This is a genomic window from Xanthomonas sp. 3307, assembly GCF_014199735.1.
Classification (GTDB): domain Bacteria; phylum Pseudomonadota; class Gammaproteobacteria; order Xanthomonadales; family Xanthomonadaceae; genus Xanthomonas_A; species Xanthomonas_A rydalmerensis.
In genome coordinates, this window is sequence record NZ_JACHOG010000001.1 from 604,562 (window position 1) to 621,704 (window position 17,143).

Below are 17,143 nucleotides of genomic sequence, written 5' to 3' on the forward strand. Positions count from 1 at the left end.
TCCTCATCACCTTCCGCAAACGTCGCCGCCAGCGCAATCTTCACGCACTGCACGTGCAGCACGCAGCACGCAGCGCGAGCGTCATTGCCGCATGGCCAATCGCAACGCGGCCCTCGATCGAGCGCATACGACTGCAGCGCTGCCGCTGCAGCGCGCCAGTCACGCGCGGTGATGTGCGAACGCATGGCCGATATTGAGACCTGGCGCGCGCTTCGCTGGACGAAATCGGAGACAAACGCACCGGCGCCGCGCACACGCGCATCACCGGGCTAGTTTGCTTCGGCCCCTGTCCATGGGGCGCCCACTTTCGACGGAGAGAGACTGCATGAAACACGCATCCCGGATCTCGGCAGCGATCGGCTTCAGCCTGGTCGGCATCATCTCGGCGGCTACCGCGCAATCGCAACTCACGCGCGCACCTGCGTCACTGCAGGTCGAACTGACGCCGGTCGCCGACGCCGACGGCCAGCAGCGCGGCCAGATGGCGGTGACCGTCCGCAACACCGGCGAGCAGGTCGCGCGCGTGCCCAAGTGGGAACTGCCGCTGGGCGATCTCGACAACGCGCTGTTCCAGGTCCAGCGCGACGGCAAGCCGGTGGATTACGTCGGACGCCTGGTCAAGCGCGCCGCGCCGCGTGCCGAGGACATGGTGGTGCTGCAGCCGGGCGAAGTGAAGCAGGCGCAGATCGACTTGAGCCGCGCCTACGACCTGACCCGCAGCGGCAACTACAGCATCCGCCTCGACGCACCGCTGCAGGGCGCCGCGTTCGCCGATGGCGCGCGCATGTTGCGCGCCGACGGCGCGCCGCAGACCTTGTCCAGCGCGCCGCTGACGGTGTGGCTGGACGGCGGCCGCGGCCATGCGGTGCGCAACGATCTGCTGGTCGGCCCGCAGGCGGTGGTCAACGGCGTCAACTACGCCTCGTGCAGCACCAGCCAGATCAGCACCATCGGCAGCGCGGTGAACGCAGCGCGCACCTACTCGCAGAACGCCAAGACCTACCTCAACGGCGGCAGCACCGGCGCGCGCTACACCACCTGGTTCGGCGCCTACAACGCCAGCCGCTACAGCACGGCCACCTCCAACTTCGTCAACATCGATTCGGCGATCGACCAGAACAACGGGCAGATCACCATCAACTGCGGCTGCAGCGACAGTTCCTACGCCTACGTGTATCCGAATCAGCCGTACCAGATCTACGTCTGCAATGCGTTCTGGAGCGCGCCGCTGACCGGCACCGACTCCAAGGCCGGCACCCTGATCCACGAAATGAGCCACTTCAGCGTGGTCGCCGGCACCCAGGACACCGCGTACGGGCAGAGCGCGGCCAAGAGCCTGGCCCAGAGCGATCCGGCGCGCGCGGTGAAGAACGCCGACAGCCACGAGTACTTCGCCGAGAACAATCCGTCGCAGAACTGAGTCCGGCACGCCGCTGATGTCCCGGGCGCCGACCTGCCGTCGGCGCCCGGTTCGCGTGCGGCCCAGGCCGCACGTGTTGTGACCACGTGGTGTCCTAGGCCACCAATCCCTCCAACCTGGGCAGCCCCGCACTGCCGGGAAACACCTGGGTGTCCAGCGCGCGCTCGGACACGCCCAGATGCGCGCCGAGCACATGCCGGAACAGGCTGCGCAGGTCGCTGGTGGCGCGCAGGTCGCGGCCCTCGTTCAAGGCACGCGGCGACAGGCCGGGCCAGTCCCCGGCAATGCGCCCGCCGCGCACCGCGCCGCCGGCCAGGAAGGCCACGCCGCCGGTTCCATGGTCGGTGCCGCCGGTGCCGTTCACCGCCGCGGTACGGCCGAACTCGGTCACCACCGCGACCACGCTGCGCGACCAGCAGGCCTGCGCACCATCGTGGAACGCGCGCAGCCCCGCATCCAGTTCGCCCAGCTTGCGCTGCAGCACCGCGGCCTGGTTGCCGTGGGTATCCCAGCCGGCATCCTCGACGAACCCGATCCGCGGCCCGTCGGGCTTGGCCATGAAGCTGGCCGCCGCGCTCATCGCCTGCGGCAGTTGCCCGCCCTTGACGCTGTCCACCTGCATGCCCTGCTCGCGCAACGCGCGCGCGAAGCCGCCGGCCAGTTGCGGATCGGCGGCGTACAGCGGCTGCAGGCGCTGCAGCAGGATCGGGTTCACCGCGCTCGGCAGCGGCGGCGACCAGCTGTTCACCGCGCCCGGGCCGCGCATGATCAGCGGCGTCACCGCGCTCACCGACACCGCCTCGGCGCCATGCAAGGCCAGCGCGCAGCGGTTGAGCCAGCCGCTGGAGGCGCCGCTGGGCCGCGCGGTGCCGTTCTCCAGGCAATCCTGCGCCTCGAAGTGCGAGCGCTGGCGGTACGGCGGCGCCACCGCCACCACCGGCAACCATTGCTTGCGCGCATACAGTTCGTGCGCGAACGCCAGCGCCGGATGCAACGCGAAGCCGCCATCCAGGGCCAGGGTCTGTGGCGGCGCCAGCGCGCCGCGCAGACGCGCGTAGTCGGGGTCGGCGGTCGGCACCAGCGCGTGCATTCCATCCAGCGCACCGCGCAGCAGCACCACCAGCAGGCGTGTGTCGGCACCCGGCGCAGCCAGGCCGCTGCCGGACCACAGGCTCAACACAGTGGCCGCACCGCTGGCGGCGAGGAAACGGCGGCGAGTCAGTTGCATCGGAGGTTCTCCCATTGCGGATCGGACCGCGCGCCGCTCAGACGCGCCATTGGAAGGCCGGACTGGCCAACAGCACCGCCACGCCTTCGCGCGGCGACTCGGCGCGGCGCACCGCGGTCAGCGTGTCCGCATCCGGCCCGTCGCCGAACGCGGACGCGGCCAGCGCCAGCGGATCGCCCGGTGCCAGCCCGGCCAGCGCTTCGGCGGCCTGCACGCGCTTCCACAGCGCGTCGGCGCCGTTCCATTCCGCCGCCACGTCGGCGTAGCCGGCCGGCGAGCGCGGAGTGAACGGCGGCTGCCCCATCCGCGCCAGCAGGGTCAGCACCGTCTTCTGCGACTGCGGCGCCGCCGGCCAGTCGCCGCCGGCGCGCAGCGCCGACACCACGAAATCCTGCGGCGGCTTAAACTTGTGCGCCTGCACGTCCCACGCCTCCGGGCTGTCGATCAGGGCGCCATAGACGTGGCGCAAGTCGCCATCGCTGCGTCGCCAGGCCTCGGCCATGCGCTGCACCAGCGCCGGCGGCGGATCGTCGCGGACGAAATGCCGGGCCAGCTTGCGCGAGACGTGCTGCGCGGTGGCCGGGTGCCGCGCCAGCGCCGCCAGGATCGCCTCGCCCTGCGCCATGCCGTCCTCGGCATAGCGCCGGCCCAGCACCAGCCGGCTGCCGGCGGCGTGTGCCGGCGCGCGGAACACGAATGCACGGTCGGGCGCGCCCTGCTCGAAATCGCGCGGCGCCGGCACGCCCCAGCCGGTGATCGCGCGCGCCAGTTCGGTGACGTCGGCCTGGGTGTAGCCGCCATCCACGCCCAACGTGTGCAGTTCCAGGATTTCGCGCGCCAGGTTCTCGTTGAGCCCCAGGCGGCGCACGGGACGTTCGGGATCCATGCGCATGGCCCGGCGCTGCGCGCGTTGCGCCAGCAGCGAGTCGGGGCCGACCGAGTTGGCGTTGTCCAGGTAGCGCAGCATCGCCGGGTGCCGCTCCACCGCCAGCAGCAGGTCGGCGAAGCGGCCCATGCAGTGCGGGCGGATCGCCTCGCGCTCCATCGGCGCCGCGTACAGCGCGGCGGCGCGCTTGTCGACCGAGACCGCGAAATGATTGGACCAGAACTGCACCAGGCGCTCGGCGAACCCGGCCGGGCTGGCGACCGCGACTCGGTAGCGCGCCGCCAGCTCCTGCGCCTGTGCCTGCCGGTACAGCCCGCGCACGGCCTGCTGCGCCTGCTGGGCGGCCTGCTGCGGATCGCCGGCCGCCTGCCGCCGCGCCTGGCGGCGTTCGCGCTGGTAATCGGCCTCGCGACGCAGGTAGGCCAGGCTGTCGGGCAGGCCCTGCAGCTCCGGCGCCAGCGGCGGCGACTGCAGTTGCGCGGCCAGCCAGGCGCGCGGCTCGCCCATGGCGGCCAGGTCGCCGGGACGGGCGCCCAGGCCGAAGCGGTTGGCGGCGCTCAAGCTCTCGCGGCGGATCATGCGGCGCTCCGATGGTGGCGACAGCCTTGCAAACGCGCCGGTCGGGCCGCGGTTGACCGGCAAATGCCGGCGTCGCGCTTGGCCGTCATGCGGTCCCCCGCCGGAGCAGCGCGCGGGCACAAAAAAGGCCCGGCGCAGCGGCCGGGCCTTCGGGGATGCGTCGCAGGTGCGCTTACTTGATCAGACGCAGCGCGAACGGGTAGCGGTAGGCGACGCCTTCGTTGGCCTTGATGCCGGCCAGGATGCAGAACACCAGGTTCACCACCCATACCAGCGGCGCCAGCAAGCCGCCGATGATGATCACGGTGAGCACCGCGCAGATCAGGTAGGCAATGGCGATGGTGATCTGGAAATTCAGCGCTTCCTTGGCCTGGTCGTTGAGGAAGGACTTGGCCGGGTTGTCCTTGTTCACCAGCCAGATGATCAGCGGCACGATGAAACCCAGCAAGATCCCCGACAGATGGGTGATCAGCGCGACCGTGCGGTCTTCCTGCGGCCCTGCCGAGGCCGGCGGCGGCGGCGGGGCGGTGACGTTGTCGAATTCGCTCATCGGTATTCCGTTCCTTTGGTGGTGAGGGGACAAGACGTTTGGCGCGTCACTCTCGGCGGCCGGCGCAGCGCTGTCAAGCGAGGCCGGCAAGACGGGAAGACGCCTCGACGGGCTCAAGGATCGCCCCCAGGCAACCGCGGCGCTAATCCGTCGCCCATACGGCAGCGGATCGCGCTAGCGGCGACCGAGCATGGCCTTGGCCGCCGCGTGCAGGCTGACGCCCATCGCCACAAGCAGCATCAGGATCAGCAGCCACCCGAACACGAGCACGGCACCGAAGATCAGCACAGCCGGCGCCAGCAAGACCGCACTCAGCAGCGACAGGCCGAAGCCCATCCGCATGGCCTGGCGCGCGTGTTCGGCGGCAAACGGCTGCCTGCCCCGCATCGCCCACCATTGCACGCCCGGCAACAGCCACAGCAACAGCAGCCACCACAGCGCGTAGCCCAGGTGCACATTGCAGGCGGCGAACAAGCCGATCCACATCGACAGATGCGCAAATGCCGCCAGCACGCGCTCCCACGCGGGCGCGGGGCCGTCGGTGCTCGTGTTCTCGGTGTCGGTTACCTGCATGCCTGTGCGTCCTTGCGCGCTGCCTGCGTTGCGGCACTCAGTCGTTGCCCGCCACCGTCATCCGGCCGATCAGCACCGCGCCGATGTGCACGTGCGAGCGCACATCGATGTCGGCGCCCACCGCCTCGATGTCCTGGAACATCTGCCGCAGGTTGCCGGCGATGGTGATCTCGTCCACCGGATAGGCGATTTCGCCGTTCTCGATCCAGAACCCGCCGGCGCCGCGCGAGTAGTCGCCGGTGACCGGATTGACGCCGTTGCCCATCAGGTCGGTGACCAGCAGGCCGCGCGGCATGCCCTTGAGGATGGCCTGCAGATCCTCTGCGTTGGCCGCCACCTGCAGGTTATGCACCCCGCCGGCATTGGCGGTGGTCTGCAGGCCAAGCTTGCGCGCCGAGTAGCTGCCCAGCACGTAACGCTGCAAAACGCCGTCGCGCACCAGCGGCGCGTCGCGGGTGGCCACGCCCTCGCCGTCGAAGGCGGCCGAGCGCAGGCCGCGGCGCAGATGCGGCAATTCGTCGATCGCGAACCAGTCGGGGAACAGGCGGGTGCCGGCGCTGTCGAGCAGGAAGCTGGTGCGGCGATACAACGCGCCGCCGGACACCGCGCCGAGCAGATGCCCGACCAACGAGCGCGCCACCTCCGGCGCGAACAGCACCGGCACCTCGCCGGTCGGCAGCGAACGCGGCTGCAGCCGCGCCACGGTGCGCTCGGCGGCGCGGCGGCCGATCGCCGACGCACGCTCCAGGTCCTCGCGCGCCAGCGCGCTGCTGTACCAGCCGTCGCGCTGCATGCCGTCGCCCTGCCCGGCGATCAGCGTGCAGGCGATCGAATGGTGGGTGCTGCGCTCGCAGCCGACGAAGCCGTGCGAATTGGCGTAGACCGACAGGCTCTCGCTGCTGCCGGCCGAGGCGCCGTCGGAATTGCTGATCCGCGCATCGGCGTCGCGACCGGCGGCTTCGCAGGCCAGCGCCAGGTCGATCGCCTCCTCGGCCTGCAGCGGCCACGGATGCCAACGGTCGTAATCCGGCTGCTCGCGTGCCATCAGCGCCGCCTCGGCCAGGCCGGCGGCCACATCGTCCTCGGTGTAGCGGGCGATCGCGCAGGCCTGGGCCACGGTGGCCTCCAGGCTGGACTCGTGCAGGTCGGCGGTGCTGGCGCTGCCCTTGCGCTGGCCGAAGTAGACGGTGACGCCGATGCCGCGGTCGCGGGTGGACTCCACGGTCTCCACCGCGCCCAGGCGCACGTTGACGTCCAGGCCGCGGTCTTCGCTGCAGCTGACCTCGGCCTGGCTGGCGCCGAGCGCGCGGGCGCGCGCCAGCAGCCGCTCGGCGATGTCGGACAGGCGCTCCAGGCGCTGCTGGCTGTCGTCGCGGTGCAAATCGGGGGTGATCGCGTTCAATGCTTTATCCTTGTTGTGCGAATCCCTTCGCCCCTGTCCGGCCGTCCTGGCCGGATGTGTTGATTTGATTTCCAGCCCGATCGAGTAGTACGAGCATGCGCGGACGCGACGAAGACACCGGTGAATTCCGCGGCGAAAGCCGCAGCCAGCAACGCCGCGAGGCGCTGGAAGTGCTGAGCCTGGGCGAGAAGCTGGTGGCACTGACCCCGGCGCAGCTGGCCAAGCTGCCGGTGCCCGAGTCGCTGATCCCGCACATCGAGGAAGCCAAGCGCATCACCGCGCACATCGCGCACAAGCGGCAACTGGCATTCCTGGCCAAGCAGATGCGGCGCGAGGACGAGGCGGTGCTGGAGGCAATCCGCGAGGCGATGGACGTCAACAGCGACAGCGCGCGCCGCGAAGTGGCGGCCATGCACCGGGTCGAGGACTGGCGCGAGCGGCTGCTTGCCGACGGCGACAGCGCGCTGACCGAACTGCTGAACGACCACCCCGACGCCGACCGCCAGCGCCTGCGCCAACTGATCCGCAACGCGAAGGAAGAACGGCTCAAGAACAAGCCGCCGCATGCCTATCGCGAGTTGTTCCGGGAACTGCGCGAGCTGATCCTGGGTGCCGCGTCGGCAATGGGAAATGGAGAATCGGGAATCGAACAAGCCGACGACGACGAGGCGCTCGACGACACGCGCGACTGAGGCGCGGCAACGTCGGCTGCCGCGCACGGCCGCCGACACATTCCCGGCCCCGTAGCGGGTGCGGCGCGCGATGAACCCATCCGCCAGACCGGCAACGCCACACCGCCCCGCGGCGCCTGCTTTACCGAATCCCGATTCCCGAATCCCCACTCCCGGCTCCTAGGCCGTCCCGCCCACGGTCAGCCCGTCGATCAGCAGCGACGGCTGGCCCACGCCCACCGGCACGCTCTGCCCGTCCTTGCCGCAGACGCCGACGCCTTCATCCAGCGCCAGGTCGTGGCCGATCATGCGCACCTTCTGCATGGTCTCCGGGCCGTTGCCGATCAGGGTGGCGCCCTTCACCGGCGCGGTGACCTTGCCATCCTCGATCAGGTAGGCCTCGGTGGCCGAGAACACGTACTTGCCGCTGGTGATGTCGACCTGACCGCCGCCGAAGTTGACCGCGTACAGGCCCTTCTTCACCGAGCGGATCATCTCCTGCGGGTCGTGCTGGCCGGCGCGCATGTAGGTGTTGGTCATGCGCGGCATCGGCAGGTGCGCGAACGATTCGCGGCGGCCGTTGCCGGTGGGCGCCACGCCCATCAGCCGCGCGTTGAGCGTGTCCTGCATGTAGCCGACCAGCACACCGTCCTCGATCAGGGTGGTGCAATTGGTCGCGGTGCCCTCGTCGTCGACGTTGAGCGAACCGCGGCGGCCGTCAAGGGTGCCGTCGTCGACGATGGTGACGCCGGGCGAGGCCACGCGCTGGCCGATGCGGCCGGCGTAGACGCTGGTGCCCTTGCGGTTGAAGTCGCCCTCCAGGCCATGGCCGACCGCCTCGTGCAGCAGCACGCCGGGCCAGCCCGGGCCGAGCACCACCTGCATCACCCCGGCCGGTGCCGGCACCGCCTCCAGGTTCACCAGCGCCTGGCGCAGCGCCTCGCGGGCGAAGGCTTCCGGGCGGCCGTCGGCGAACAGCGTGTCGTAATCGTAGCGGCCGCCGCCGCCGGCATAGCCGGACTCGCGGCGGCCCTGCTGTTCGACGATCACCTGCACGTTCAAGCGCACCAGCGGGCGCACGTCGGCGGCGAGCACGCCGTCGCTGCGCGCCACCAGCACGGTGTCCACCGCGCCGGACAGGCTCACCATCACCTGCTGCACGCGCGGATCGGCGGCGCGCAGGTACTGGTCCAGCCGCCGCAACAGCTCCACCTTGTGCGCGTTGTCCATCGCGTCCACCGGATCCAGCGCCGGGTACAGCGCGCGGCCGCCGCCGCGCTGCAGCGCCTGCGCCGGCTGCGCGCCGCCGTCGCGGGAGATGGCCCGCGCCGACTGCGCGGCGGCCAGCAGCGCATCGCGGTGGATGTCGTCGGAATAGGCGAAGCCGGTCTTCTCGCCGGAGATCGCGCGCACCCCCACGCCCTGCTCGATGGAGTGGGCGCCGTCCTTGACGATGCCGTCCTCCACGCTCCAGCTCTCGCGCCGGGAATGCTGGAAATACAGGTCGCCGAAGTCGATGCCGGGGCCGAGCAGCGTGCCGAAGGCGCGCTCCAGGCTGGGGGCATCCAGGCCGGCGGGAAGCAACAGGCGGGTTTCGGCAAGGCTCAGGGCGTGATCGTTCATGGGCTCAACATGGGGGACGAAGACGCGCAGCGCAAGCGGCAGACTCCGCAGCACGCGCGACCGCCATCAATCCCCAATTCCGGCTTTCAACAGCCGCAGGCTGGTCATCCCCGATCCCCGCCCGCTCAGGGCGTACCGGCCGGCGCCGGCTGGCGCGCGGATTCGCGCTCGATCACGTCCACCTTGGGATCCTTCCACGGCCCGGTGACCCGGTAGGTGCGCGCGCCGATGTTGCCCAGCGGCTTGCCCAGCACCGCGTTGGCGGCCGCGCCGACCGCCGCACCGACCGGCCCGCCCGCCACCGCGCCGACCACGGTCAGCAGGTTGCCGGACTTGGGATTGACGTCGATGGTCTGGTCGAACTGCTGGGCGCGCAGGTCGGCCTCGCCACGCACCTTGATCTCCGCGGCCGGGCCATCGATGACCATGCCCTCGCTGCGCGCCACGCCATCGCCGAAGCGGATCTGGCCGTCGATGCGGTTGAAGGCGAAACCCTTGGAGAAGAAATCGCGGAAATCGAACATCAGCCGCCGCGGCAACTGCGCCACGCTGAGCAGGCCGAGCACGCGCCCGGCCCCCGGATTCAGTTCCAGCAGCTGGCCGTTGCGCGCGGCGACGTCGAGCTGGCCCTGCACCGTGGCCAGTTGCAGGCCGGACGGCGTGCCCGGCCAGGCCGCGCTGAGCGTCAGCTGACCTTCGCCGCCACGCACCTGCCCGCCGAAGTCCAGGTTCTGCATCAGCTCGCCCAGGTCGCGGCTGTCGACGCTGGCGTTGAGTTGGGTACGGGCGGTGGCGCCCTTGCCGCGCCAGTCGCCGCTGATGTCGATCTTCTGCTTGTCCGAGCGCAGGTGCAGTTGGTCCACCTGCATGCCGTCGGCGAGCTTGCGCGTGCGCAGCGAGGCCGCACCGAGGGTCATCGCACCGAAGCGCAGGTCGTCCACGTCCAGCGCCAGCGCCGGGATCGCCGCCGGGTCCAGGCTGTCGGCGAACGGGCCGGCCGGGACCGGGCCGGCGCTGCCGGCGACCCCGCTGTCGGCAGGCGTGGCGACCACCGCCGTCGGCGTGCCGTCCGCGGTCGGCAACGTGGCCGTGGCCGAGCGCCAGTGCACCCGCGCCAGGCGCCCGCCGAGCACGCCGCCGTCCTTGGTCGGCACGCTGAGGTCGCCGGCCAGGGCCGGGCCGTCCAGGTGCACGTCGATACTGTCGGCCTGCGGCAGCAGGCGCAGGCGGGTGTTGTCGAACACCCCGCCGAGCAACAGCAGATGGTCGGCGAGGATCTCGATGCGGCGCAGCGGCATCGGGTCTTCGCCGCCATTGGCCGCGGCGGCGTTCGGATCGGGGCGGCTGACCACGCCGATCCAGTCGATGGCGTTCAACGCGGCGGTGCGCCCGCTCACCACCAGGCCGCTGGCGGGCGGATCGTCGGCGACGTGGTCGCTGCCCATCACCACGCGCACGCCGGTCTTGCCGTCCTGGCTGCGCGCGGCCAGCGCCATCAACTTGCCGAAGGCCACCTCGATGCGGCCGCTGCCGACCGGCAGCGGCACGTTGACCGAAGTGGCCAGCGGTGTCGCCGGCGCCTTGTCCATCGGCGCCGGCATCAACAGCTCGGTGCCGACCAGGTCAGAGCGCAGTTGCAGCCGGGTCGGCGGCTGCGCGCCACCGTCGGGAGTCTTGGGCAGGCCGACGCCGATGTTCCAGCGCGAGCGGCCCTGCACGTAGGGCTTGAGCCAGGCCATTTCCGGCACCCGGTCGAGCAGTTCGTTCGCATCCAGCGTCGCGCTCAGCGCGGCCTCGAAGGCCTGTTGCGGATCCTGCACACCGTCGCCGGCGCGCAGCGCCAGTTCGCCCTGGTGGCCCTGGTAGGACACGCTCAGCTTCTGCGCGGCGAATCCGGTGTCGCTGTAGTTGGCGCTGCCGCGCATGTCGTCGAAGGCCAGGTCCCAGCGCTTGTCGGCGATGTGCGCGCCGAGCAGGTCGACCGTGCCGCGCAGGTGGTGGGTGCCGATGTCGGCACGCAGCGGCTGCAGCAGGTCGAAGGTGACGTCGGCCGGGCCCGAGGCGCTGAGCGCATCCAGGGTGTCGCCGTAACGGGCGCGCAGCGGGCTCTGCCGCAGCATCGCCAGCAGCTTGCCGGTCTCGGCGCGGGTGCTGGCCAGCACGCTGAGCTGGCCTTCCTTGTAGTCGGGCAGCGCCGCCGACAGTTGCTCCACCGGCACCCCGCCCATGCTGCCGCGGCCGTGCACCTCGAAGCCGTTGCCGATGAAGGCGACGCTGGCGTCCACGTTCTCCACCGCCGGCCAGTCGTGCTGGAAGCGCACCTTGGCGTCCTCCAGCCGCGCGGTCGCCTCGAAGCGCCCGTTGTGGTCGGCGAACGGCCAGTCGTCCAGATCGCCGGACACCAGCGCATGGCCGTCGCGCAGGCGCCCGCCCTGCAGCGCGGCGTCGAGCCAGTCGGTGGCGGCCTTGCTCATCTTGGAATGGACCCAGAACGTCTTCGCCGCCACCACCGGCGCGTCCTGCAGATCGGCGGCCAGGTCGATCCACGGCCGCGAGCCATCGCCCTGGAAGCGCAGCCCGCCGCGCACGTCGGCGCCGTAGTCACTGCCCTGCACGCGCAGCCCCGGGGTCGCCACGCGCAGGCCGTCGCCGTCGCGGAACGCCACGATGCGCCCAGCCAGTTGCACCTGGTGAACCACGCCGAAGCCGCTGGGCCAGTCGACGCGCACCGGACTGCCGGCCTCCAGCGCCAGTTCGCCGGCCTGGCCATCGCCGTCGAAGCGGCCGCGCAGCCCACTCACCCCGGGCGCGCCCCCGGCCGGCGCGAACGCCAGGTCGGCCAGGCGGCCCTGGCCGTACAGCGAACCGCCGGGCACCCCGCTCACCGCCACCTGGGTCAGTTGCAGGCGCGGCCGCGCCACCGCCAACCAACTGCGCAAGCTTGGTGAGAGGCGGTCGCTGAGCCCGGCCACGGCGATCAGCGGCGCCACGTCGAGCTGGTCGCCATACAGGGCGAAGCGGCGCCCGCCGGCCACGGTCAGCCCGTCCAGGCGTTGCAGCGGCTGTCCGGCCTGGCCGAACTGCAGCTGCGGCGCATCCAGCCGCCAGCCGCCGTCGATCTGGCGCCAGCGCGCCTTCGCGCGGAAAGTGGTGAAGGCCAGTTGCGGCCGGGTACGGCCGTCGGCCAGCGGCGCGCCGCGCAGGCGCAGCTCGCGCAGCGTGGCATCCACGGTCACTCCGGCGACCCGGCGCTGCTGCAGATCCAGCCAGGCCTGGACTTCGCCGACACCGCCCTGCAGTTCGATGCCGGCCGCATGCAGCAGGCCGGCCCAGCCGGCCAGCTCCGCCGGGCGCACCGCCAGGTAGGCCTGGCCGTCGCCGCTGTGGCGGTCCAGGTCCAGCACCGCCGTCAGCGGCGCCTGTTGCAGATCGCTCCAGCCCTGCACGCCCACCTGCAGGCGCTCGCCGTTCACGCGCATCCGCAGGTCGATCTTCGGTACCTGCGCCTCCAGGCCCAGCGACGGGGCATGCACACGCAGGCGGCCATCGATAACCTGCAGTTCGCCCAACCCTTCCAGCGCATCCAGCGGATCGCCGCCCTGCCCCGAGGTCGGCAGGCCCTGCACGCTCCAGTTGCCGTCGTCGGCGCGCAGCAGGGTCAGCGCCAGGCCGCGCAGGCGCAGCTCGGTGAACGAGCGCCCCGGCAACAGTCCCGCATACATCGACACCAACACTTCGGCCTGGCCGATGCGCACGCCGTCGCCGGCACCGATGCGCAGGCCGTCCAGGCGCAGCAGCGGGCCGCGCCGGGTCCAGGAGGTCTCCAGCCGGTCGAAGCGGATCGGCCGCCCGGCACGCTCGCTCAGCCACGCCGCCACCTGCTGCGGATGCTGCTCGACGAACGGCAGCGCCTGGCTCAGCGCGCCCACCGCCAGGGCCACGCACACCAGCCCGATCGCCACCGCGTAGAACGCGAAACGGCGAGCCAGGCGCAGGCGGCGGCGCAGGGGGGTGTGCATCAGGGGCGGGGATTGGGGATTCGGGATTGGGGATTCGCAACAGCAGATCGCGAACCGCCTACTACCACGTGAAATTCAGCCAGAAAATCCCAGGATGAGTCAGCGCCGACAGCGCGCTTTTCCACCAATCCCCAATCCCCAATCCCGACTCCCTGCCTCACAACAGCACCACGTCGAACTGCTCCTGCAGGTATTGTTCGTCGGCCTGGAAGCGGATGGTCTTGCCGAGGAACTCCTCCAGTTCGGCCACCGCTGCCGATTCCTCGTCGGTGATGCGCGCCACCACCTTGGTCGAGGCGATCACCAGCAGCCGCGCCGCGTCGAACTGGCGCACCGCGCGGGTGATCTCGCGGAAGATCTCGTAGGTCACGGTCTCGGCGGTCTTGATCGAACCGCGGCCGCTGCATTCCGGGCACGGCTCGGACAACTGCCGCTCCAGGCTCTCCACGGTGCGCTTGCGGGTCATCTCCACCAGGCCCAGCGGCGAGAACTCGTACACCGTGGTCTTGGCGTGGTCGCGCGAGAGCGCCTTCTCCAGCGTGCGCAGCACCTGGCGGCGATGCTCGGCGTCGTCCATGTCGATGAAGTCGATGATGATGATGCCGCCGAGGTTGCGCAGCCGCAGTTGCCGCGCCACCGCCTGCGCCGCCTCCAGGTTGGTGCGGAACACCGTCTCCTCGAGGTTGCGCTGGCCCAGGAACGAGCCGGTGTTGACGTCGATGGTGGTCATCGCCTCGGTCTGGTCGATGACCAGGTAGCCGCCGGACTTCAGCGGCACCTGCTTGTCCAGCGCGCGCGCGATCTCGTCCTCGACCCCGTACAGGTCGAAGATCGGGCGGTCGCCGGTGTACAGCTCCAGACGCTCGGCCAGCACCGGCATGTACTTGGCGACGAAGGCCTGCAGCCGCTCGAAGGTCTCGTGCGAATCGACCTTGACCTTTTCCACGTCCTTGCGGATCAGGTCGCGCACCGCGCGCAGCGGCAGGCTCAGGTCCTCGTAGATGATGCTGGCCGGGGCGCCGTCGCGGCCGCGCCGCTCGACCACGTTCCAGACCCGCGACAGGTAGGCGATGTCCTCGGCCAGGGCCTCGGCCGGCTGGCCCTCGGCATTGGTGCGGATGATGTAGCCGAAGCCGCCGTGGCTGGCCGCCAGGTCGGCGACCAGGGTCTTCAGGCGCAGCCGTTCGGCCTCGTCCTCGATCCGCGCCGAGACCCCGATCACCCGCGACTGAGGCAGCAGCACCAGGTAGCGCGAGGGAATGCTGATCTGCGTGGTCAGCCGCGCGCCCTTGCTGCCGATCGGGTCCTTGACCACCTGCACCACGATGTCCTGGCCGTCGCGCAGCAGCTCCACGATCGGCACCGCGGCCGAGACCGGCAGCGGCGTCGCTTCCTCGGTGTCGCCGTTGCCGACCGGCGCCGGTCGCACCACGTCGTTGGCGTGCAGGAACGCGGCGCGCTCCAGCCCGACCTCGACGAAGGCCGCCTGCATGCCGGGCATCACCCGCTGCACCCGGCCCTTGTAGATGTTGCCGACCACCCCGCGACGCCAGCCGCGCTCGATGTGCAGCTCCTGCAGCATGCCGTTCTCGATGACCGCCACCCGGGTCTCGCGTGGTGTGACGTTGACCAGGATCTCTTGCGACATCACAGCACTCCGAAGGTGCGCAGCAGGTGGTGGGTCTGGTGCAGGGGCAGGCCCATCACCCCGGAATAACTGCCGTCGAGACGGCTGACGAAGCGCTCGGCCCCGCCCTGGATCGCATACGCGCCGGCCCGCCCCATCGGCTCGCCGCTGGCCACGTAGTCGGCGATGTCGCGCGCGGACACATCGGCGAAGGTCACGGCCGTGGGCACCAGCACCAGTTCCTCGCGGCCGGCGGCGACCAGCGCCACCGCGGTTATCGCCTGGTGGGTGCGCCCGGACAAGGCCGCCAGCATCGCTGCGGCGTCCTCGGCGTCGGTCGGCTTGCCGAACACGCGGTCGTCCAGCACCACTTCGGTGTCGGCGCCGAGCACCACCGCGTCGGCGGCGTCGGCCAGTTGCGCCAAGCCGGCGCGGGCCTTGTCCAGCGCAACGCGGCGCACATAGGCCTGCGCCGACTCATCCGCCGCGCGCACTTCCGGCACCTCGAGATCGAGGATCCGGAATTGCACGCCGAGGCGGGTCAGCAGTTCGTTTCTGCGAGGGGAACGGGACGCGAGATACAGCATGGCCGAAGGATAACCCGAGCGGACTGACTGAACGATCGCCAATGACGGGACGATCGCGTCGACCCCGAAGAAGATCACGACGCGTTCATCGTCGCGGCAACACCCTCGCCCAATCTTCACAAGGAGAACATCGATGCGCGCATTGTCCGTCCGCCCGCTGCTGCTGGCCCTGTCCCTCGCCCTAGGAGGCACGATGACCGCCCACGCCCAATCCGCCGCGCCCGGCTACGCCGTGCCCGCCGACGGCACCCTGCTCAACATCGCCGCGCAGGCCGAGGCCAAGCGCGCGCCCGACGTCGCCACCATCTCGGCCGGCGTGGTCACCCAGGCCACCGACAGCGCCGCGGCGATGCGCCAGAACGCCGAGCAGATGACCAAGGTGCTGGCCGCGATCCGCGCCGCCGGCATCGCCGACAAGGACGTGCAGACCAGCGGCGTCAGCCTCAACCCGCAGTACAAGTATGTCGAGAACCAGGCGCCGCAGATCACCGGCTACCAGGCCAACAACTCGGTGAACCTCAAGGTGCGCGACATCGCCAAGCTCGGCAAGGTGCTCGATGCGCTGGCCGCGCAGGGCGCCAACCAGATCAACGGCCCGACCTTCGAGATCGACGATCCGGAACCGCTGTACGACCAGGCCCGCGTCGATGCGCTGAAGAAGGCGCAGGCGCGCGCGCAGAGCTACGCCAAGGCGCTGGGCCTGCGTGTGCGGCGCATCGTCAGCATTTCCGAGGGCGGCGGCGGCGGGGTGCGTCCGCCCATGCCGATGATGCGCGCGATGGCGATGAAGGCCGAGGCCGACACGCCGGTCGCCCCGGGCGAGAGCAGCGTCTCGGTCAACCTGGACGTGGTATTCGAACTGGGCAAGTAAGCGACTGCCCGGACCACACCTCACGACGGCGCCTGCGGGCGCCGTCGTCGTCTCCGGATTCGGCAGCGCCGCCGCCCTCATTGCCGCACCCAGCGCCAGTCGCGGCCACCCTCTTGCCAAAGCGCCCACGACCGGCGCACTGTCGAAACGCGAACGGGCGCGATGACCCCATCCGCCGCGCCCGTGCGTTCAGAGTGGCGAACGAACCGTCGCGAGCAACCGCCAGGCGGGTGCCGTCCGCGCCCGCATGGCGGTTGCGCAGCAGGTTGGTTCGCCGCTCTTAGCCGTACCGCAGTCCACGACACTCCTATCGCAGAGGTGGATCCATGGTTCGCACGCAACTCCCCGCCCCGTCCTTCCGCATCGACCTGTCCCGGGTCCTGGCCTACAGCACCGCGCTCGCCTTGCACCTGCTGGCCGCCCTGTTGCTGCTGCTTCCGCTCTCGCACGTGACCGCGCCACCGGAACCGGCGCAGGTGCAGCCGCGCTGGCAGCAACCCGTGGTGGTCCCGGTCACTCCGCCGCCGACCATGCCGGTGACCGAGAAACAGACGCCGCCGCAACCGCGCACCCCGACCGCGGTGCCCGTGCCCGTGCCGGTGCCGACCCCGACGCCGGTCGACAGCAGCCCGGTTGCCCTGGACACCGCGCCCAGCGTCGACCCCGCACCCAGCATCGCCGCGCCGAGCCTGCCGCCGGCCAGCGTGAGCGCGCCGGTGGAGGGCATGCAGTTGCAGTACCTGCGTGCACCGGCCCCGCCGTATCCACGCGACGGGCTGCGCGACCGCCTGCAGGGCAGCGTGCTGCTGCGGGTGCTGGTCGGCACGGACGGGCAACCGCTGCAGGTCAGCGTCGAGAAGAGCAGCGGCCACCGGGTGCTGGACCAGGCGGCGCGCGATCAGGTGCTCAAGCGCTGGGCGTTCAAGCCGGCGCTGCAGAACGGCACGCCGGTGCAGGCGTATGGGTTGGTGCCGATCGATTTTTCGCTTGATCGCTGAGGCGCTGTGACACGACCGGCCGCCCTCGCCGGCCGGTCGTGTTAATCCAAAATTCACGCATTATTCACGATAGATACACCTAGATGAGAGACAGCCGGCCACCAAGACG

General features: G+C 70.9%; 13 protein-coding genes. 4 read left to right on the forward strand and 9 right to left on the reverse strand.

The annotated features are described in order from the left end of the window. Positions 1-325 precede the first annotated feature (325 nt). Entirely contained in the window at positions 326-1,420 is a 1,095-nt protein-coding gene (locus GGR64_RS02540; RefSeq protein ID WP_184449249.1) for a M35 family metallo-endopeptidase, read from the forward strand. Between the two features lie 94 nt (positions 1,421-1,514). Here GGR64_RS02540 and GGR64_RS02545 read toward each other — a convergent pair whose 3' ends face one another. The 5 genes from GGR64_RS02545 to pmbA form a co-directional block, all read right to left on the reverse strand. After that, positions 1,515-2,648 carry a DUF1501 domain-containing protein gene (locus GGR64_RS02545; RefSeq protein ID WP_184643755.1) on the reverse strand — a complete coding sequence of 378 codons (1,134 nt, stop codon included), beginning with the start codon at positions 2,646-2,648 and terminating at the stop codon, positions 1,515-1,517. 37 nt (positions 2,649-2,685) lie between these two features. Continuing rightward, positions 2,686-4,113, reverse strand: a complete 1,428-nt coding sequence (locus GGR64_RS02550; protein ID WP_184643757.1) for a DUF1800 domain-containing protein — start codon at positions 4,111-4,113, stop codon at positions 2,686-2,688. Positions 4,114-4,285: 172 nt separating this feature from the next. After that, positions 4,286-4,663 carry a DUF4870 domain-containing protein gene (locus tag GGR64_RS02555; RefSeq protein WP_160968312.1) on the reverse strand — a complete coding sequence of 126 codons (378 nt, stop codon included), beginning with the start codon at positions 4,661-4,663 and terminating at the stop codon, positions 4,286-4,288. 174 nt (positions 4,664-4,837) lie between these two features. Further along, a complete protein-coding gene (locus GGR64_RS02560; RefSeq protein ID WP_184643759.1) occupies positions 4,838-5,236 on the reverse strand; it encodes a DUF4870 domain-containing protein in 399 nt (132 codons plus the stop codon). Between the two features lie 37 nt (positions 5,237-5,273). Continuing rightward, positions 5,274-6,638, reverse strand: coding sequence for a metalloprotease PmbA (pmbA, locus tag GGR64_RS02565; protein WP_160968308.1), 1,365 nt, complete (start codon positions 6,636-6,638; stop codon positions 5,274-5,276). Between the two features lie 95 nt (positions 6,639-6,733). Between pmbA and yjgA the strand changes: the two genes are divergently transcribed. Next, positions 6,734-7,330 (forward strand): ribosome biogenesis factor YjgA, encoded by a 597-nt coding sequence (yjgA, locus tag GGR64_RS02570; RefSeq protein ID WP_160968306.1) that lies wholly within the window; start codon positions 6,734-6,736, stop codon positions 7,328-7,330. Positions 7,331-7,489: 159 nt separating this feature from the next. On the opposite strand, the gene tldD is transcribed toward yjgA, so the two are convergent. From tldD to GGR64_RS02590, 4 genes are all read right to left on the reverse strand, one after another. Next, positions 7,490-8,932, reverse strand: a complete 1,443-nt coding sequence (gene tldD, locus GGR64_RS02575) for a metalloprotease TldD (RefSeq protein ID WP_160968304.1) — start codon at positions 8,930-8,932, stop codon at positions 7,490-7,492. Positions 8,933-9,057: 125 nt separating this feature from the next. Continuing rightward, a complete protein-coding gene (locus tag GGR64_RS02580; RefSeq protein ID WP_184643761.1) occupies positions 9,058-12,951 on the reverse strand; it encodes a YhdP family protein in 3,894 nt (1,297 codons plus the stop codon). A gap of 157 nt (positions 12,952-13,108) precedes the next feature. Then, positions 13,109-14,599, reverse strand: coding sequence for a ribonuclease G (rng, locus tag GGR64_RS02585; RefSeq protein WP_160968300.1), 1,491 nt, complete (start codon positions 14,597-14,599; stop codon positions 13,109-13,111). Beyond that, positions 14,599-15,165 carry a Maf family nucleotide pyrophosphatase gene (locus tag GGR64_RS02590; protein WP_184644267.1) on the reverse strand — a complete coding sequence of 189 codons (567 nt, stop codon included), beginning with the start codon at positions 15,163-15,165 and terminating at the stop codon, positions 14,599-14,601. The genes rng and GGR64_RS02590 overlap by 1 nt, the downstream gene beginning before the upstream one ends. A 133-nt stretch (positions 15,166-15,298) precedes the next feature. On the opposite strand from GGR64_RS02590, the gene GGR64_RS02595 reads away from it, so the two are divergent. Further along, positions 15,299-16,036, forward strand: a complete 738-nt coding sequence (locus GGR64_RS02595; RefSeq protein ID WP_184449235.1) for an SIMPL domain-containing protein — start codon at positions 15,299-15,301, stop codon at positions 16,034-16,036. A 326-nt stretch (positions 16,037-16,362) separates the two neighbouring features. Further along, a complete protein-coding gene (locus GGR64_RS02600) occupies positions 16,363-17,034 on the forward strand; it encodes an energy transducer TonB (protein ID WP_184643763.1) in 672 nt (223 codons plus the stop codon). Positions 17,035-17,143: the final 109 nt, after the last annotated feature.